This is a genomic window from Pantoea sp. GD03673 (assembly GCF_029844725.1).
Classification (GTDB): domain Bacteria; phylum Pseudomonadota; class Gammaproteobacteria; order Enterobacterales; family Enterobacteriaceae; genus Pantoea.
Genome location: NZ_JAOCKJ010000001.1, coordinates 178,079 through 196,892 on the forward strand (window position 1 = coordinate 178,079; position 18,814 = coordinate 196,892).

The window sequence follows — 18,814 nt, forward strand, 5'->3', positions numbered from 1 at the left end:
TCATCATGGCTTCATCCACGACCTCAAATACGCCGCAGCCCGCATCACGCGGCGGCCTGCAGTTAGGTCGCATCTGGGACAACTTCGGCATGCTGGTAGTCTTTGCCCTGCTGTTTATTGTCTGTGCGATTTTTGTGCCGAACTTCGGCTCGTTTATCAATATGAAAGGCTTAGGGCTGGCGATGTCGATGTCCGGCATGGTCGCCTGCGGCATGCTGTTCTGTCTGGCATCCGGTGATTTTGACCTGTCGGTTGCGTCGGTCATCGCCTGTGCGGGTGTCGTGACCGCCGTGGTCATCAACATGACCGAAAGCCTGTGGATTGGCGTAGCAGCCGGTCTGGTGCTGGGCATGATCACCGGCTTTATCAACGGCTTTGTGATTGCCCGCCTCAGGATTAACGCCCTGATCACCACGCTGGCGACCATGCAGATTGTACGCGGCCTGGCCTATATCTTCTCTGACGGTAAGGCGGTTGGTATCGAAGATGAGCGGTTCTTTGAGCTGGGCTTTGCCAACTGGCTGGGGGTGCCCGCACCTATCTGGCTGACCATTGCCACCATGCTGATCTTCGGTTTCCTGCTCAACAAAACCACTTTTGGCCGCAATACGCTGGCGATAGGCGGCAATGAAGAGGCGGCGCGTCTGGCCGGTGTGCCCGTTGTGCGTACCCGCATCATTATTTTCATTCTTTCCGGCCTGGTTTCAGCGGCGGCGGGCATCATCCTGGCGTCACGTATGACCAGCGGTCAGCCAATGACCTCCATCGGCTATGAGCTGGTGGTGATTTCTGCCTGTGTACTGGGTGGCGTTTCGCTGAAGGGCGGCATCGGCAAGATTTCCTACGTGGTAGCCGGGGTGTTAATCCTGGGCACCGTGGAGAATGCGATGAATTTATTGAATATCTCGCCATTCTCACAGTATGTCGTGCGCGGTCTGATACTGTTAGCTGCGGTGATTTTTGACCGTTACAAACAGAAAAAAGCCTGACTGATCGAGCCGTTGGCCCGCAGAGGCAGACGCTTCTGCGGGCTATCCGAACAATAACAGACTGAGTGAGGACGCTATGTATCACCGCGAATTACCGGCCGGGCAGCAGAACCCTTTGTTGCCGGGCTATTCATTCAATGCCTGGCTGGTGGCAGGGCTGACGCCCATCACCGCCGATGGCCCGCTCGATTTCTTTATCGATCGCCCGCACGGCATGAAAGGTTACATTCTGAATCTCACCATCAAAGGAAAAGGGCGGGTGTTTGATGGCGAGCGGGCGTTTGACTGCGAGCCTGGCGAAATGCTGCTGTTTCAGCCAAAAACCGCCCACTATTATGGTCGTGCGCCGGACAGCCCGCAGTGGTTCCACCGCTGGGTCTATTTCCGTCCGCGTGCCTACTGGCAGGATTGGCTGCGCTGGCAGGATGAGCAGGAGGGCGTGGGACGCCTGCTGCTGCCGGAAACGCTGCGGGGCGAGTTTGATCGCCTGTTTGCCAGTATCGAACAGACCCATAACTCGGGCCGTCGCTTTGCGGAAGAGCTGGCGATGAACCTGCTGGAGCGCCTGCTGCTGCGCGCCGTTGAAGAAGATCCCCGCAGCCATCAGTTAATCCGCGATCCACGCGTGATTGAAGCCTGCCAGTATGTGACCAACCATCTCGCCAGCGAGGTCAAGATTGAAGAGGTGGCGCGCCACGTCTGTCTGTCGCCGTCGCGACTGGCGCATCTGTTCCGCGAACAGATGGGCGTGAATCTGCTGCGCTGGCGTGAAGATCAGCGGGTGATCCGTGCGAAACTCCTGCTGCAGACCACTCAGGAGCCCATCGCCTCGGTAGGGCGCGAAGTGGGCTATGACGACCAGCTCTATTTCTCACGGGTGTTTCGTAAGCGGGTTGGCGTCAGCCCCAGCGACTTCCGCCGCCGCAATCAGGACGCGCACGACAGCCTGGCGGCACAGACGGCCTGGCCCCTGGCGCGAAGTGCTATCTCTTAGTTTTTTCGGGGAATTCCTCCTTGTCCTCACCTGGTTAATAGTCTTAAATCAATCAGGTTAGCGACTAAGAGGAATCCAAATGAGCGATAAATTACGTGTTGGTCTGATCGGCTACGGTTTTGCCAGTAAAACGTTTCATGCCCCGCTGATTGCAGGGACGCCGGACGTCGAACTGGCTGCCATTTCCAGTAGCGACGCCAGCAAAGTCCATGCCGACTGGCCCGCCGCGCAGGTCGTGGCCGATCCTCAGGCGCTGCTGGACGATCCGACTCTGCAACTGATTGTTATTCCTACCCCCAACGATACGCACTTCCCGCTGGCCAAAGCCGCGCTGAATGCCGGTAAACATGTGGTGGTTGATAAACCGTTCACCGTGACGTTGTCACAGGCCCGCGAGCTGGATGCGCTGGCGAAAACCAAAGGGCTGCTGCTCTCGGTGTTCCACAACCGCCGCTGGGACAGTGATTTCCTGACGCTGAAATCCCTGATTGAGGCTGGCACGCTGGGTGAAGTGCGCTACTTCGAGTCGCACTTTGATCGCTTCCGTCTGGAAGTGCGCAATCGCTGGCGCGAAATGAAAGGCGCAGGCAGCGGAATCTGGTATGACCTGGGACCGCATCTGCTGGATCAGGCATTGCAGCTGTTTGGTCCGCCGGTCGCCATCAACGTGGATCTGGCCGAGATGCGTCCGGGCGCGCAGACTACCGACTATTTCCACGCCACGCTGATTTATCCGCAGCGCCGCGTCGTGCTGCACGCCAGCATGCTGGTAGCCGCAGAATCTGCCCGTTATACCGTCCACGGCACGGGCGGCAGCTACGTTAAATATGGTCTGGATCCGCAGGAAGATCGCCTGAAGTCGGGCGATTTCCCGCCGCAGGAAGACTGGGGCTATGACATGCGCGATGGTACGCTGACGCGGGTTGAGGGTGACTCCCTGACGGAGACCACGCAGCTGACCCAGCCGGGCAACTATCCCGCATATTACGCGGGGGTCCGCGATGCCATCGCCGGACGCGGTAATAATCCGGTGACGGCGGAAGAGGCGATTCAGGTGATGGAGCTGATCGAACTGGGTCTGCAATCTGCCGAGAAACGGCAGACGATGTCGCTGAAACGCGTCTGATGGGTGACGGCTTAATGCAGTAAGCTAACAGCGAAACGGGCCGGTTATCCGGCCCGTTTTTATGGCTGATGTAAAAGCGTTACTGCACGCGAGCGCGGATAGCCGCTTTCTCCGCCTCGCTGAGAAACGCAATCGTCAGTCCGTTCTCCTGCGCCTGACGGATCTGCGCGGCACTCAGACCGGCAGCCGGTGCGGCGTGATGATATTCATGCGCCAGCTCAATGCCCTGAACCGCCGGGTCATCGGTGTTGATGGTCGCCAGAATACCGTGCTCAAGGAAGGTCTTCAGGGGATGCTGCGCCAGTGAAGGCACGGTGCTGGTCTGGATGTTGGAGGTCAGGCAGGACTCAATGCCGATATGGTGCTCTGCGAGGAAATCCATCAGCGCGCGATCTTCAATCGCTTTCACACCATGACCGATACGTTCTGCACCCAGCTCACGAATCGCCTGCCAGATGCTCTCCGGACCGGCTGCTTCGCCCGCATGGACGGTAACGCGGAAGCCGGCATCGCGAGCCTGGGTAAAGTGGCTCAGGAACACGCTGCCCGGGAAGCCCAGCTCATCACCCGCCAGATCGACCGCCGTGATGTGATCGCGATGGGCCAGTAGACCTTCCAGTTCGCTGAGGCAGGCCTCTTCGCCAAAGGTACGGCTCATGATGCCAATCAGACGCACGTCGATATCGTGCTGCTGACGGCCTGCGCGTACGCCGTCAATAACCGCTTCAACCACACCGGCAATCGGCAGGTTGTGGGTCATCGCCATGTAACCCGGCGAAAAACGCAGTTCAGCATAGTGAATACCGGCGCGGGCGGCATCTTCCACGTTCTCCTGCGCGATGCGGCGGCAGGCCTCCAGGTCGCCCAGCACTTTCACGCCCCAGTCAAGTTTCTGCAGAAAGCTCACCAGATCAGGTTCGTTTTCCCCAACCTGCACATGCGGACGCAGCGTTTCCAGCGTTGAGGCGGGCAGGGCGAGATTAAACTGGCGACCTAAATCGAGAATAGTCTGTGCACGAATGTTGCCATCAAGGTGGCGGTGAATATCTGTCAGAGGAATTTTAGAATCGATCATGGCGCACTCGCTGAATTGTCGGTGAAGTGCAGAGCATTATAAAAATATCTTGCGCAACAGCGCCAGTTATTTGCGCAACAGCAGCGCCGGATGCTGATTAATTACGCATAACCGGCGTGAAAAGCACGGCTGACTGCGCACAGGCATAAAAAAGGCGACCCACAGGTCGCCTCTCTGACTATCACCGGAATTTACTGTGGCATCCCTTCGCTGGTCGGCATACCCAGCATGTAGCGGGACATAAACTGCTCCAGTGTCATCTTGTCGCCATTCATATTTACCTGACCGTTGGCGTACTGCAGGCTGGTGACGATGTTGTTATCCTGCTGCTGGGTCAGACGGAACATCTGGCCCATCGCCGCCAGACCTTTCACCTGCTGGTCCGCCAGCTTCTGCGCGTCATCAGCCTGATAACCCTCAGCCAGGCCCACTTTGTGCATGGTTTCCGTCGCCATTGGCATATTAATGGTCAGCTTGCTGTCGAGGCTTTTCAGTACCCGATCCACCATGCCGCTCAGGGTCTGGGCTTCACCGGTCACGGCAGAAGGGTCGTTGAAGCTGGCCGTCAGATTGAAGGTGCTTTCGCCTTTATCATTTTTCCAGCTCAGCGGAGCGATGCTGATGGAAGGCGAGCCTTTCAGCAGCATCGGCAGATTGGCCATCAGAATCTGATGTACGGCCGCCTGATAGCGGATAGGGTCTTCCGCAACGCCAGGCTGGCTCAGCAACGCCTGCATCTGCGCGTTGTGACGGTCTGAGAACGCTTTCACCGCCTGCGCATCGAACTGTGACAGCTTCATCTTCAGCGCGGCCTGACCAAAGTCCTGCTTCTGCAGCTGAATGCCTTCCACTTTGTAATCAATATCGCCGCCAATTTTACCGGCGCTGTTGTCGAAAGAGGAGGTGCCTTTCATTTTGTGCAGCGTCAGGGCGTCCTGACCATTGATGCTGGCATTCACCTTCTCAATATCGACTGACTGATCGCCGATACGCACGCCTTCCGGGCTGAGATGCGAATGACCGCTCAGCTTCAGACCATTGACCGTGAACAGCACCGGCTGGCCCATCTCATTTTTACTGGTAAGCGCGAGGCTATCAACGTCGCTGTCCAGCGACACGCTATCGCCTTTGTTGTCGGCGCTGACGTTGAAGGTGCCGCCATTCGTGGCAAAACGCTCGCCGGTTTGCGCATTCTGATAATCGACAGGCAGCACGCGCAGCGCGGTATCAGTGGCACCGCTGTAGCCGATGCGGGTATCGGCGTTAATCAGCGATTTGTTGCCGGTCAGCTCAAACAGCTTCTTCACCGCATCGGTGTTAGCCAGCTCGGTATGCACGGAGGCCATGCTCGGGATCAGATTAAAATGCTTCAGCTGCGCAAACGGGAAAGGACCGTGATCGATGGTTTCGTTCAGAATGATGCTCTGTCCGGGCTTCAGCAGCGGGTTGTCTTCGGTCTGTGAGCTGGCCTGAACTACCAGGTTCACTTTGCTGCTGAACACGCCGCGCTGATAATCCTGATAGCTGATCTTCAGTCGGCTGTTAGGGGCGTAAGCGTTCAGCCGGGCATTGGCGTTCTGCACCAGCTCATCCCTGTGGCTTTCAATTTGCTTGCCGGTGAACCACGCCGCGCCTGTCCAGACTACGCCCAGTGCGATGATGACACCTAGGGCAACTTTGGTCTTTTTCATTGCTGATTCGTCCTTATCCTTGAGTCCGCTTATGCCGCAGGTTTATCCCGGCGACCGAAGAAAAACGCCCGCAGGCGTTTAAAAGCTAATAGGTTGAAATAATAGCAGTTAACAGAGGTTTCGTCAGCCGCTCTGCCCTAAGTTGTTAAATACCCGTGCCAGTCGGCCCGTACCGGCGACCGTCACCGGCGATTCGCTGGCGGCGATAAAGCAGGATTCGCCCGGTTTCAGCGTCAGTTGCTCATCGTCTTTGGCAATGACCGCCTGGCCTTCAATGCAGAACAGCACGGCGGCGCTCTGCTGCGCCAGCGAGTGCGGCTCTGCGTTGAGGCTATGAATAGCGAAGGCAAAATCGTCTACCGGAATCGGGAAGCGCAGCGCATCGCCCTGTTTTTCCGGCGCGGTCAGCAGCGCACTGGCAGGCTTCTCCTCAAATTTCAGGTTGGCCATCAGCTCGTCGATATCAATGTATTTCGGGGTTAAACCGGCCCGCAGGACGTTATCGGAGTTTGCCATCACCTCCAGCGCGACACCGTTCAGATAGGCGTGCGGGGTTTCAGCATAAAGGAACATCGCCTCACCGGGTTGCAGGGTGATGACATTCAGCAGCAGCGGTGAAAACAGGCCGCTGTCGTCAGGATACTCAGCCGCAATCGTGCGGATGGTCTGCCACGGCTCGCCCTGTTGCGCATCAGACACGGATTTCAGCACGTCCAGCGCCAGCGATTTCGCCTCGCCCGTCAGTGAGAGCAGGGTAGAGAACAGTGCAGCCAGCGCCTCCTGACCGGGATGTTGCAAAAAATGAGCTATCTGCGGATGGGCACCCGCGACCGGCTCCAGCAGGGAGACCATCTGCGTCAGGGTGCGAAAGCCGTTCATCGCCTGGAAGGGGGTCAGCGCATAGACCAGCTCCGGCTTGTGGTTCGCATCTTTATAATTGCGTTCAGCCGCGCTGAGCGGAATGCCCGCCGCATTCTCACGGGCAAAGCCTGCTTCAGCGGCGCGTTTGCTGGGATGAACCTGAATCGACAGCGGCTGATCGGCACACAATACCTTGAACAGGAACGGCAGTTCACCAAACCGCTGCGCTACCGCGTCGCCCAGCATGGCGGCTGGCGCGGCGTCAATCACATCACGCAAAGAACGTTCGCTGCCCTGGTCCATGACGGTTGAGGGGCTTTTTGGGTGCGCACCCATCCAGAGTTCCGCCATCGGCAGCCCCTCCGGATTCGCGATCCCATAAAGCTCAGTCAATGCGGTTTTACTGCCCCACGCGTATGTTTGCAGCGAATTGTTCATTTTTTGCATCATAAAACCCTTTGTGACGGGACGTTATTGCGATTATTAAAGCAGAAACCGCCGGTAAAAAAACATATCCAGCGCAAAAGGACGCTAAGCTCTGATAATGTTAAATTATTGTGTATGAGTATCCTGGCCGCCGGTTTATCGACTGCGATGACGGAGAGGGCGGTCATTCTTTTAAAAAAACAGGTGAAGGAGACGTATTCATGGCAGCCAACCGCATTGAGAAAGATTCAATGGGCCCCATCGATGTACCGGCAGACAAACTGTGGGGCGCGCAGACGCAGCGCTCACTGGAACACTTCCGCATCTCAACCGAAAAAATGCCGACCGCACTGGTGCATGCGCTGGCGCTGACCAAGCGCGCTGCGGCCAGCGTCAACCGCGACCTGGGCCTGCTGCCCGCTGATCGCGCAGAGGCGATTGTCAGCGCCGCCGATGAAGTGCTGGCAGACCAGCATGCGGATGAGTTCCCGCTGGCGATCTGGCAGACCGGCTCCGGCACCCAGACCAATATGAACATGAATGAAGTGCTGGCGAACCGCGCCAGTGAAATCCTCGGCGGGGAGCGCGGTATGTCGCGCCTGGTGCATCCCAACGATGATGTGAACAAAAGCCAGAGCTCCAACGATGTTTTCCCGACGGCGATGCACGTTGCCGCCGTGATCGCCTTGCGTGAACAGCTGATCCCACAGATTCAGGTACTGAAAAAGACGCTGAGCCAGAAGTCCGACGCCTTTAAGGATATCGTCAAGATTGGTCGTACCCACCTGCAGGATGCCACACCGCTGACGCTGGGCCAGGAGATCTCTGGCTGGGTGGCGATGCTGGAGCACAACCTGAAGCATATCGAACAGAGCATTCCGCACGTAGCAGAACTGGCGCTGGGCGGCACCGCCGTCGGCACCGGCCTGAATACGCACCCGGAATATGCTGTGCGCGTGGCGAAGGCGCTGGCCGATCTGACGCAGCAGCCCTTTGTCACCGCGCCAAACAAGTTTGAAGCGCTGGCTACCTGTGATGCGCTGGTGCATGCGCATGGCGCGCTGAAAGGCCTGGCCGCCTCGCTGATGAAAATTGCCAACGACGTGCGCTGGCTCTCATCCGGCCCGCGCTGCGGCATTGGCGAAATCGCCATTCCCGAAAATGAACCCGGCAGCTCCATCATGCCGGGCAAGGTGAACCCGACGCAGTGCGAAGCGATGACCATGCTTTGCTGTCAGGTGATGGGTAACGACGTGGCGATCAACATGGGCGGCGCGTCCGGTAACTTTGAGCTGAACGTCTTCCGTCCGATGGTCATCCACAACTTCCTGCAGTCGATTCGCCTGCTGGCAGATGGCATGGACAGCTTTAACCATCACTGTGCGGTGGGCATTGAGCCGGTGCGCGAACGCATTGACCAGCTGCTTAACGAATCACTGATGCTGGTGACGGCGCTGAATACCCATATCGGCTATGACAAAGCGGCTGAAATTGCCAAGAAGGCGCACAAAGAGGGGCTCACGCTGAAAGGTTCGGCGCTGAAACTGGGTTATCTTACGGAAGAGGAGTTTGATGCCTGGGTCCGTCCGGAGGAGATGGTCGGCAGCATGAAGTCGTAAGATGTGAGAGACCAGAGGCCAGCGGATGCTGGCCTTTTTTTTAAATCGGGCAATCGACCCACAGATGCAGTCGGGGTATCAGCAGATTCAGCGGTTCCGCGGCAGGCTTATGGCGATGCGTAATGTTATCGGCGTCGTAATTAAGCAGCTCGCCCAGCACCGGAACCTGGCTGCGATCGCGACAGATAACCAGAATCGGTGAAGGGCAGGCCAGCTGGGTCTGTTTTTTTTCTTCCGCACGCCAGACGCGTGCCACCGGCTGCACTTTTACCGGGCGTTTGATTTTCAGTCGCGCCGACGCGGGCAGGGCGCGCACGCTTGCCAGCTCCTCCTGCACTTTTTCCGCCCACTGTTCGCGGGACCAGGGGGCCTGCGCACGTCCCGCTTTCAGGCTTTTTTCAAGCTGCGCAACTACCTCTTCGCGCTTGAGATTCTTGATAATGTGCTTGTTGGCCCAGCCGAAGCGCAGGCTGTCGGGGGCGCTGAGCAGGGTGATTGTGCGATAGGCATTCAGCGTTATCAGACCGCGCAGGTGCTGGTGAACGAACTCAAACCGCGCTTCGCTCGGCAGACCCGAGTCCACCGTAATCAGCTGCTCCAGCCGGGCCTTCAGTTGGTTAATGACACCGACCAGCGCGCCGATCTCTGCTTCACGTTGTTCATCACATTCAATGCAGATCGCGCCAGGTAAGCGCACGGCAGCCTTGGTGCTCAGCTGTTCAGACTGATGCTGCATAAACAGACGACAGTAGTGGTCCAGCGCCATCTTTAATGCGCTGTCACCCAGATGCTGCCCGACGGCGATCTGAGTGATCGCATCGTGCTCGCGGCCTTTCACCACGGGCGGCAGGCTAAAGACACGGGCGATCAGCAGCGGCTGCGCTTCAATCTGCTGCCGAAGCTCTCCCAGCGCCCGTTCCAGGTCGTTTACACATTGATGCATATCTGCCACTAAGTCATAGCGCGTCATGTTGTGCCTCCATAGTTACAACGTCCATAATGTGGCAGAAGCCTCGCCGGGTTGCAAGTGCTTCGTAGTTACAACATACTAAATAAACATTTATTTCAAACCGTGCGGTCTGCCTGGCGAAGCAGCGAAAAGGGCATCATACGTTCTGGCCTGTCGCAGAACATGTTATAAAAACGGTTCGCCTGCTAATGAAGAGAGTGTCCGTGAGTCAGAACAACAAACCCGGTATCGCCGCTATTTTTACCCTGGGCTGGGTGCAGATCCTGTCATGGGGAGGGTCGTTTTATCTGATGGCGGTTATGGCGAACCCGATTGCAGCAGAGACAGGCTGGTCGCAGCAGTGGATCTATGGCGCGCTCTCGACGGGAATACTGGTGTCGGGCCTGCTCTCACCGCTGGCTGGCAGGATTATCGCCCGTACCGGTGGCCACCTGCTGCTGGCGCTGAACGGCCTGGTGATGGCGGTAGGGCTGGTGATGATGGCTTACAGCCACTCGCTGCCGCTGTTTCTGTTTGCGTGGGTGATTATCGGCATTGGTATGGCGATGGGGCTTTATGATGCTCTGTTTGCCACACTCGGCACCTGCTATGGCGGTCAGGCGCGTTCCGCAATCACCGGTATCACGCTGATTTCAGGCTTCTGCACCACGCTGGTCTGGCCGGGAACAGCCTTGCTGATTCACGGATTCGGCTGGCGTGAGGCGTCACTGATTATTGCAGCCATAATGGTGGTCTGTGTGCTGCCTGCCTATCTGTTTGCTTTACCGGCCAGCCACGCTAAGCCGCCGGCGAAAAGGGCGGTCAAACCGTCTGCCACGCCGGAGATAGAACCCGTGCTGTTCTGGCTGCTGTGCGCCATTTTCACCCTGGCGTCGGTCATCATGACGGCGATTTCCGTGCAGCTTATCGCACTGTTACAGGCGAGTGGTCATACGCTGACGTCGGCGCTGGCGATCAGCGCGGTGCTCGGGCCGTGTCAGGTCGGCTCCCGCATCGTCGATATTGTTTTCAAACGCAGTCATCCCATCCGCACCACCTTTTTCTCCGTCGGGCTGGTGGCACTGGGCCTGCTGCTGCTGGCACTGTTTCCGCAGATGGCACTGCTGAGTATGGTGCTGTATGGCGCAGGAAATGGCTTAAGGGCCATCGTGCGTGGAACTTTACCGCTGGCGATGGTCAAACCAGAGTCTTACGCAATTGTGGTGGGGAAAATGGCCCGCCCGGCGTTAATGGGACAGGCTCTGACGCCGCTGATTGGTGGGTATGTGTTTGAAAAGATGGGCGCATCGGCGACGCTGGGGTTGCTTTGCGCGTTGGCAATCTTTAACGTGGTACTGGTTATTGCGCTTAAGCAGCGATTACCGGCGGTGCGGGTCACCACTGCATGACCGCACGGGGCTCTGTGTTCAGCTGACGGCGCAGGGTAAGCACCTTGTGCTGTCAGGCCTCAGCCTTTGGTGAATACGTGCCTTGTCATTGCCGGTTTGCTTCAAAAAAGCAACAGTGTTTGTTATATTTATTGCTCATTGATTGTTCACTTATGCGGCAATAAAACAATAAGATGCACCGCAACTCAGGATAAAGAAATGCTTGATTACCGCTTCCCGACAGCTTTGCAAATGGTTCTGAGCGTAGCGATGGCGGAGCAAATGGGTAAACGCTCTACCAGCGCGATTCTGGCCTACGGGCTGGAAGCGAATCCCAGTTTCATCCGAAAATTAATGGTCCCGCTGACCCGTGACGGCATCATCGTCTCTACGCTGGGCCGTACCGGTTCGATTCATCTCGGCCGTCCTGCTGCGGACATTACCCTGCGGGATATTTATGTCTCTGTGATTGAAGACAAAAAAATCTGGGCAGCGCGTCCTGACGTCGCGCCACGCTGTCTGGTCAGTGCCAATCTCTGCTGGTACTTCAAATCCATCGCCGATGAAGCCGAGCAGGCGTCGCTGGATGTGCTGGCAAAACGCACCGTCGCCGACGCGCTGAATGAGCTGAAGAAACGCGACACCAGTAACTGCACCGCCGTACCGCAACCTGAACCCGAAGAGAGTGAAGAGCTCTGCAAAAAAAGCCGCTGATGAGCGGCTTTTTTTATGCCTGTGACCCGTCCTGAATAGCGTTGCACATTTTCCCGCGATTTACAGGAGAATGTGATGAAACAGTATGTTAAACGTACACAACGCGACTACTCTCTGTCCTTTAAACTGGCCGTCGTTGAGCAGGTTGAAAAAGGTGAGATGACATATCGCCAGGCTCAGGAGCGCTTCGGTATCCAGGGGTGCTCCACCGTTCTGAACTGGCTGCGTAAGTATGGCCAGCTGGACTGGCACTCTTCAGCGCAGCACACGTGGAATAGTGGGTTATCACGTGCAGGAAAGTCTCCATACAAAGCACGTGGTGAAGGCGCTGCAGATGGCGCTGAGAAACCGGCATGGCAGGACGCCGCTGATCCATCACTCCGACAGGGGAATACAGTACTGCTCAGCGCTGTACCAGTCGGTGCATGAAAAGCACGGGCTTATCTGCTCAATGACGGATGGCTATGACTGTTACCAGAACGCCCTTGCGGAGAGGGTGAACGGAACACTGAAAAACGAGCTGCTGATAACGCGCCCGGCGGACATCGTTCAGGCAGGAAAAATGGTGGCGGAGTCGGTAAAAATCTACAACGGTCAGCGTCCGCATCTGTCGCTGAAATACAAAACGCCTGATGCAGTGCATCAGGCGTTTTCACGGCATAACGTGTCAACCTATGCCAGGACTAGTCACTTCTCTACAAACCTGCCATTCAGATGCGTGCTTCTGTTAATTCCATCTTGACCTCTTGCAGCATCAGAATAAAATGACTTCACTGGATGAAGTCGCGGAGATCAGGATGAACGACGCCGTCAGGAACTTAAGGAAAAAACAGCGTGAAACGCTGGAGCAGATTTTTCATATGCCGCCGCCGTCCGGACTGAAATGGCTGGCAATCGAGTCACTAATCAGGGCGCTGGGCGGAGAGATTAAAGAGGGTAGTGGTTCACGGGTACGTTTTCTTCTTAGAGGAAAAATTGCGCAGTTTCATCGCCCGCATCCCTCGCCAGATACCGATAAAGGTGCTGTTGTTAATCTGCGTGAATGGCTGGAAAGTATTGGAGTCGATCCCTATGAATAATCGTTCAAATTCATCAATCATTGTCGCCGGACAACCCGCAGTCATCACCTACGTTCCCGAAATCAACCTCTTCCGAGGACGCTTTACTGGCCTGTCAGGCTACTGTGATTTTGTCTCTGACAGCGTGCAAGGCCTGCACAAAGAAGGTGAGATTTCGCTGCGCGAATACCTGGAGGATTGCGCTGCCTCTGGCATTAATCCTTATGCAGAGCAGGAAAAGATCAAGACCTTCACGCTGCGCTATCCTGAATCGCTGGGCGTGCGGCTGTCACAGGCTGCGGCCCAAAATGAAACCTCGCTGAATACCTTTATCATTGAAACGCTGAGTGAAAAATTAAAGCAGTGTTAATCGGCATGCTGCCAATCGCAGACAAAAAAAGGGGCGATCATCCGATCGCCCCTGTTAACGTTTACGGTTTACGCCGTAACTGACTCCGTATTACCAGACCGCCGTGACACCAGCTTGCGCAGGGCGACGTAGAACACCGGCGTCAGGAACAGGCCGAACAGCGTCACGCCGAGCATGCCAGAGAAGACCGTAATACCGGTTACGCCCCGCACCTCTGCACCCGCGCCTTCCCCCAGAATCAGCGGCACGGTACCGGCGATAAAGGCGATGGAGGTCATCACAATCGGGCGCAGACGCAGGCGACAGGCTTCCAGCGCCGCTTCCACAATCCCTTTGCCCTGAATCTCCAGCTCGCGTGCGAACTCGACAATCAGAATCGCGTTCTTACAGGCCAGCCCCATCAGCACAACCAGTCCCACCTGCACGAAGACGTTGTTATCACCGCCGGTCAGCCAGACACCAAACAGCGCTGAAAGCATCGTCATAGGGACAATCAGGATCACCGCCAGCGGCAGCGTCCAGCTCTCATACAGCGCGGCCAGCACCAGGAACGCCAGCAGAACGGCCATCGGGAAGACAATCAGCGCGGTATTGCCCTGGGTTGACTGCTGATAACTCAGATCGGTCCACTCGATGTTCATGCCGTTAGGCAACAGCTGACCGGACATCGCTTCCAGCTGACGCATCGCCTGCGCCGAAGAGAGCACGCGCGGGTCGGCATCGCCAATCAAATCGGCGGCCGGATAGCCGTTATAGCGGATCACCGGGTCGGGGCCGTAGGTGGTGGAGATGTTAACCATGCTGCCAATCGGCACCATCTCACCGCGATCGTTGCGGGTACGCAGGTTAGCGATATCTTCAACGCTGTCGCGGAAATCCCCATCCGCCTGCGCCATGACGCGCCAGGTACGGCCAAAGCGGTTGAAGTCATTCACATACGATGAGCCAAGATAGGTCTGCAGCGTGCTGAACAGCGCAGTCAGCGACACGCCCTGGGCTTTGGCTTTATCCCGGTCAACCTGCACATCAAGCTGCGGAACGTTGGCCTGATATGAGGAGATAGGGAAGTGCATCCCTGGCGTCTGCATGATGCTGCCCGACAGCGTATTAATCGCGGTCTGCAGCGCACCATAGCCCAGACCCGCCCGATCCTGCACATAAAGCGAATAGCCTGAGCCCTGGCCCAGCCCCAGAATCGGCGGTGGCATAATCGAGAAGCCAAAGCCCTGCTGGATTTGCGCGATTTTCGCGTTGATTTCCGCGTTAATCTCCGCCGCCGTATGCTTACGCTCACTAAATGCCTTCAGGCCAAAGAACACTGTGCCACTGTTCGGGGTGTTGGTGAACTGGAGTGCATTCAGGCCGGGGAACGCCACCGCGTAGGCGACGCCGTCGGTCTGCATACCGATTTCGCTCATCTTACGAATCACTTCATCGGTGCGTGCCAGTGAGGAGCCTTCCGGCATCTTCACGCCGCCAATCAGGTAGAGTTTATCCTGCGTCGGAATAAAGCCGCCCGGCACGGTATGGAACATAAAACCGGCACCGGCCAGTAGCAGGATATAGACGCCAAATACCGCGCCACGGCGACGCAGCGTGCGTCCTACCAGCGATTCATAGCCATGCGCACTGCGCTGGAAGAAGCGGTTAAACGGACGGAACAGCCAGCCAAACAGCGCATCGATGATCCGCGTCAGTCGATCTTTCGGCGCGTCATGGCCTTTCAGCAGCATGGCCGCCAGCGCCGGAGAGAGCGTCAGCGAGTTAATGGCAGAGATCACCGTGGAGATCGCGATGGTCGTGGCGAACTGCTTGTAGAACTGCCCGGTCACGCCAGACAGAAACGCCATCGGCACAAACACCGCACACAGCACCAGCGCAATCGCGATGATGGGCCCGGAGACTTCCCGCATCGCCTGATGGGCTGCAGCGCGCGGCGACAGGCCCATCTCAATGTTACGTTCAACGTTCTCCACCACCACAATCGCGTCATCCACCACGATACCAATCGCCAGCACCAGACCGAACAGGCTCAGGGTGTTGAGCGAGAAGCCGAGCAGATAGAGCACGCTAAACGTACCGACCACTGACACCGGCACCGCCAGCAGGGGAATGATGGAGGCGCGCCAGGTCTGCAGGAACAGAATGACGACCAGCACCACCAGAATCACCGCTTCCAGCAGCGTCTGCACCACTGCTTTGATCGAGTCGCGAACAAACACGGTCGGATCGTAAGGTGCAGCCCATTTCACGTCGTTGGGGAAGCGGGTCGCCAGCTCATCCATTTTGGCGCGCACCGCATTGGAAAGATCGATGGCGTTGGCACCCGGTGCCTGGAAGATGCCGATACCGACCGCATCTTTGTTGTTCAGCTGGGAGCGCAGGGCATAGCTGCCCGATCCCATCTCAATACGCGCCACATCGCGCAGCCGCACCAGCGAACCATCTTCTGAGGTTTTCAGGATGATATCGCCAAACTGTTGCTCGCTCTCCAGCCGTCCCTGCGTGTTGATGGACAGCAGGAAGTCGCTCTGCTTTTTCAGCGGTTCGGCACCCAGCTGACCGGCAGAGACCTGCACGTTCTGCTCCTGCATCGCCGTCACCACGTCCGAGGCCGTCAGGCCACGCGCCGCGACTTTGTTGGGATCCAGCCAGACGCGCATCGCATATTCACCTGCGCCGAAGATCTGGATCTGGCCGACACCCGGCAGGCGGGCCAGCTCATCTTTAACTTTGAGGGTGGCGTAGTTACGCAGATAGAGCGAATCGTAGGTGTTGTTGGGTGAAAACATGTGAACGACCAGCGTCAGGGTCGGTGACATCTTCTGGGTGGTTACCCCCAGCCGACGTACATCTTCCGGCAGACGGGCTTCCGCCTGCGCCACGCGGTTCTGCACCTGCACCTGCGCCTGATCGGGATCGGTGCCGGGACGGAAGGTCACGGTGGTCACCAGCACGCCATCCGAACCGGCAACTGACTTCATGTACATCATGTTTTCGACGCCGTTGATCGCCTCTTCCAGCGGCGTCGCCACGGAATCTGCAATCACTTTCGGGTTAGCGCCTGGGTACTCGGCACGTACCTGCACGCTGGGTGGCACGACGTCGGGATATTCACTGATCGGCAGCAGCGGAATGGCAATCATGCCGGTGACAAAAATCAGAATCGACAGCACCGCAGCAAAAATGGGCCGGTCGATAAAAAAGCGGGAAAAGTCCATAGCGGCCTCGGATTATTGAGCGGCTGCCGCACGCATGGCGACCTGCTGAGCAGTGACCGGCATGCCGGGCATAAATACTTTTTGCAGACCGGCGACGATCACTTTATCGCCTGATTGCAGACCCGACTTCACGATACGCAGGCCATCCACCATCGCGCCGGGCTGGATATCACGCCGCTGCGCTTTGCCTTCACCATCCACCACATAGACGTATTTGCGGTCCTGATCGGTTAACACCGCTTTGTCATCAATCAGCACCGCCTCGAACTGCGCGCTGCCGGGCAGACGAACGCGGGCAAACAGGCCGGGGGTGAACTGACGCTGTTGATTGTCGAGCAGGGCGCGCATACGAATGGTGCCGGTACTGGCGGTCAGCTGGTTATCCAGGAAGTCGATCTTACCCTGATGCGGAAAACCCTGTTCGCCGACCAGCCCTATCTCAGCGGGCAGCGCATGACGCTGCTGGCCCTGACGCGCCATTGCCTGATAGCTGAGGAAGGTGTTCTCATCGACATCAAAATAAACATACATCTGCTGCTGTGACACCAGCGTGGTCAGCACGCTGGCGCTGTCGCCCGCAGTGACGAGGTTACCGGCGGTGATCATCGCCCGGCTGGCGCGGCCATCAATCGGCGCGGTGACGCGGGTAAAGTCGAGGTTCAGCTGCGCCATGTCGACCGCCGCTTCGGCTGCCAGCACATCCGCCTGCGCCTGGCTGGCGGCAGAGCGACGCTGTTCCCACACCTCGCGGGAAATGGCCTGCGTGCCAATCAGCTTCTCGCTGCGGCCCGATTCACTGCGGGCCAGACTTGCCTGACTGCGCGCCCTGGCCAGCTCCGCTTTAGCCTGCTCCAGCGCTGCACGGTAGCTCCGGTCATCGATGGTAAACAGCACCTGACCTTTTCTGACCTCATCGCCTTCGCGATAGTTAACGGCGTCGATGTAGCCCGAGACGCGCGGCCGCAGCTGCACGCTCTGCACCGCTTCAACCCGGCCATTAAAATTGTCCCACTGACTGACCGGCTTGATCAGCACCGGCGCGGCACTCACTTCAGGCGGTGGCGGCGGGGCGTTTTGTGCCACACCCTTATCGCAGCCGCTCAGTTGCGTGATGAGCAGCACCATCCCTAAGAGGGTTAAACCCTGACGAACCCGGTTCGTAATCATTGTTGTTATTCCGCGATAGATATAAATAGACGACCTGCAGGCCAATATTTGCAACTTTTAATATTGCAATTAATCGCAGGGAGTGTAGGCTTGCGTCGCGGGCAACTGCAAGAATAACAGATACACTTTATGTGCGGTTTAGGGCAGAGCGATGAAAGCCTGACCAACAACGCCTAAAACCCTATAAAAGGTGCGGCATTTAATGTATTCATAAAACTTGCATTAAATGGCATAGTCAGCCACCCTTAAGTGTAACTGCAACTGATACTAATACTTTTCGCTACAGCGACGGGAGAGACTGGAATGATGAGTGACGCCTTTATTCATGATTTAATCGACTGGATTGATAACAACATTGAAGCACGTCTGGATCTGGATACTGTTTCAGAACGCGCCGGTTACTCTAAATGGCACCTGCAGCGTATGTTCAAAGAGCATACCGGCTACCCACTGGGTGAATACATCCGGGTTAAGAAGCTGAAGAAATCAGCCGATCGCCTGACCAGCACTGATGAACCGATTCTCAATGTAGCGATCTCGTTAGGTTTCGACTCCCAGCAATCTTTTAACCGCAGCTTCAAGCGTCAGTATGGTGTCGCGCCGGGTGCATGGCGTCGTCACAGTGGGGATTCGCACGCCGCATAACCTCGCCAGGGCCAGCTTGTCTGGCCCGCGCTTTTCTCCGTGCGCAAAACTGGTATCATCTGCGTCCTGTCGTCACGGATGCCATCATGTCAAAAAAACTCTGGATTGGACTTTTCTTTGTCCTCGCGGCCTGTTTCTACGGCCTTAAACCTTATCTGAATACCGTTTCAGCCCCTGCTCAGGCGGATATCGCGACGCTGACCGATGCCCACACCGTGGCGCGCTGGGTACTGCAGCATCAGCAATTGCCGGACTATTACCTTACGAAAAGTGAAGCCCGTAAGCGTGGCTGGAATCCGGCCAAAGGCAATCTGTGCGAGGTGTTGCCGGGCAAAGCCATCGGCGGCGATCGTTTTACCAACCGTGAAAAGCGTCTGCCAGCCCGTGCGGGCCGTCAGTGGTATGAGGCGGATGTGAATTATCGCTGTGGTCATCGCGACGCCGATCGGCTGGTGTACTCCTCCGACGGGCTGGTGTTTCTCTCTACCGATCACTACCGCAGCTTCAGACAGGTGCCCTGA

16 protein-coding genes and 1 pseudogene are annotated in these 18,814 nt (G+C 57.1%); 11 read left to right on the forward strand and 6 right to left on the reverse strand.

The window, feature by feature from the left end:
- The first annotated feature begins 5 nt into the window (after window positions 1–5).
- The 3 genes from araH to N5J69_RS00865 all read left to right on the forward strand — a co-directional run bounded on the left by araH (window position 6) and on the right by N5J69_RS00865 (window position 3,109).
- Complete coding sequence (araH, locus tag N5J69_RS00855) at window positions 6–989, forward strand: L-arabinose ABC transporter permease AraH (RefSeq protein ID WP_279767446.1); 984 nt, start codon at window positions 6–8, stop codon at window positions 987–989.
- Between the two features lie 76 nt (window positions 990–1,065).
- Window positions 1,066–1,983 carry an arabinose operon transcriptional regulator AraC gene (gene araC, locus N5J69_RS00860; RefSeq protein WP_279767448.1) on the forward strand — a complete coding sequence of 306 codons (918 nt, stop codon included), beginning with the start codon at window positions 1,066–1,068 and terminating at the stop codon, window positions 1,981–1,983.
- 79 nt (window positions 1,984–2,062) lie between these two features.
- A complete protein-coding gene (locus N5J69_RS00865; protein WP_279767450.1) occupies window positions 2,063–3,109 on the forward strand; it encodes an oxidoreductase in 1,047 nt (348 codons plus the stop codon).
- Between the two features lie 79 nt (window positions 3,110–3,188).
- Here the strand turns inward: N5J69_RS00865 and add are convergent, their stop codons facing one another.
- The 3 genes from add to manA all read right to left on the reverse strand — a co-directional run bounded on the left by add (window position 3,189) and on the right by manA (window position 7,183).
- Complete coding sequence (gene add / locus N5J69_RS00870; protein WP_279767452.1) at window positions 3,189–4,184, reverse strand: adenosine deaminase; 996 nt, start codon at window positions 4,182–4,184, stop codon at window positions 3,189–3,191.
- A 191-nt stretch (window positions 4,185–4,375) separates the two neighbouring features.
- The gene (locus N5J69_RS00875) at window positions 4,376–5,875 is read right to left on the reverse strand and encodes a YdgA family protein (protein ID WP_279767454.1); all 1,500 of its coding nucleotides are present in this window, start codon (window positions 5,873–5,875) and stop codon (window positions 4,376–4,378) included.
- 123 nt (window positions 5,876–5,998) lie between these two features.
- Entirely contained in the window at window positions 5,999–7,183 is a 1,185-nt protein-coding gene (gene manA / locus N5J69_RS00880; protein ID WP_279767456.1) for a mannose-6-phosphate isomerase, read from the reverse strand.
- Window positions 7,184–7,383: 200 nt separating this feature from the next.
- Between manA and fumC the strand changes: the two genes are divergently transcribed.
- Window positions 7,384–8,781: a class II fumarate hydratase gene (gene fumC, locus N5J69_RS00885; RefSeq protein ID WP_279767458.1), complete on the forward strand. Its 1,398-nt coding sequence runs from the start codon at window positions 7,384–7,386 to the stop codon at window positions 8,779–8,781.
- A gap of 40 nt (window positions 8,782–8,821) precedes the next feature.
- On the opposite strand, the gene tus is transcribed toward fumC, so the two are convergent.
- Window positions 8,822–9,751, reverse strand: a complete 930-nt coding sequence (tus, locus tag N5J69_RS00890; RefSeq protein WP_279767460.1) for a DNA replication terminus site-binding protein — start codon at window positions 9,749–9,751, stop codon at window positions 8,822–8,824.
- Window positions 9,752–9,939: 188 nt separating this feature from the next.
- On the opposite strand from tus, the gene N5J69_RS00895 reads away from it, so the two are divergent.
- From N5J69_RS00895 to N5J69_RS00915, 5 genes and pseudogenes are all read left to right on the forward strand, one after another.
- Window positions 9,940–11,139, forward strand: coding sequence for an MFS transporter (locus tag N5J69_RS00895; protein WP_279767462.1), 1,200 nt, complete (start codon window positions 9,940–9,942; stop codon window positions 11,137–11,139).
- 198 nt (window positions 11,140–11,337) lie between these two features.
- Entirely contained in the window at window positions 11,338–11,832 is a 495-nt protein-coding gene (locus N5J69_RS00900) for an Rrf2 family transcriptional regulator (RefSeq protein WP_279767463.1), read from the forward strand.
- A gap of 75 nt (window positions 11,833–11,907) precedes the next feature.
- Window positions 11,908–12,574 (forward strand): annotated as a pseudogene (locus tag N5J69_RS00905) (integrase core domain-containing protein).
- A gap of 55 nt (window positions 12,575–12,629) precedes the next feature.
- Window positions 12,630–12,911 carry a type II toxin-antitoxin system HicA family toxin gene (locus tag N5J69_RS00910; RefSeq protein WP_279767464.1) on the forward strand — a complete coding sequence of 94 codons (282 nt, stop codon included), beginning with the start codon at window positions 12,630–12,632 and terminating at the stop codon, window positions 12,909–12,911.
- Window positions 12,904–13,260 carry a type II toxin-antitoxin system HicB family antitoxin gene (locus N5J69_RS00915; protein ID WP_279767465.1) on the forward strand — a complete coding sequence of 119 codons (357 nt, stop codon included), beginning with the start codon at window positions 12,904–12,906 and terminating at the stop codon, window positions 13,258–13,260. Before N5J69_RS00910 ends, N5J69_RS00915 begins: the two co-directional genes overlap by 8 nt.
- 68 nt (window positions 13,261–13,328) lie before the next feature.
- On the opposite strand, the gene oqxB is transcribed toward N5J69_RS00915, so the two are convergent.
- Window positions 13,329–16,481 (reverse strand): multidrug efflux RND transporter permease subunit OqxB, encoded by a 3,153-nt coding sequence (oqxB, locus tag N5J69_RS00920; RefSeq protein WP_279767466.1) that lies wholly within the window; start codon window positions 16,479–16,481, stop codon window positions 13,329–13,331.
- Window positions 16,482–16,493: 12 nt separating this feature from the next.
- On the reverse strand, window positions 16,494–17,648 hold the full coding sequence (locus tag N5J69_RS00925; RefSeq protein WP_279767467.1) for an efflux RND transporter periplasmic adaptor subunit: 1,155 nt from the start codon (window positions 17,646–17,648) through the stop codon (window positions 16,494–16,496).
- A gap of 303 nt (window positions 17,649–17,951) precedes the next feature.
- Between N5J69_RS00925 and N5J69_RS00930 the strand changes: the two genes are divergently transcribed.
- Together N5J69_RS00930 and N5J69_RS00935 are read left to right on the forward strand one after the other, a co-directional pair.
- Complete coding sequence (locus N5J69_RS00930; RefSeq protein ID WP_009090299.1) at window positions 17,952–18,293, forward strand: helix-turn-helix domain-containing protein; 342 nt, start codon at window positions 17,952–17,954, stop codon at window positions 18,291–18,293.
- 86 nt (window positions 18,294–18,379) lie between these two features.
- Window positions 18,380–18,814 carry a ribonuclease domain-containing protein gene (locus N5J69_RS00935; RefSeq protein WP_279767468.1) on the forward strand — a complete coding sequence of 145 codons (435 nt, stop codon included), beginning with the start codon at window positions 18,380–18,382 and terminating at the stop codon, window positions 18,812–18,814.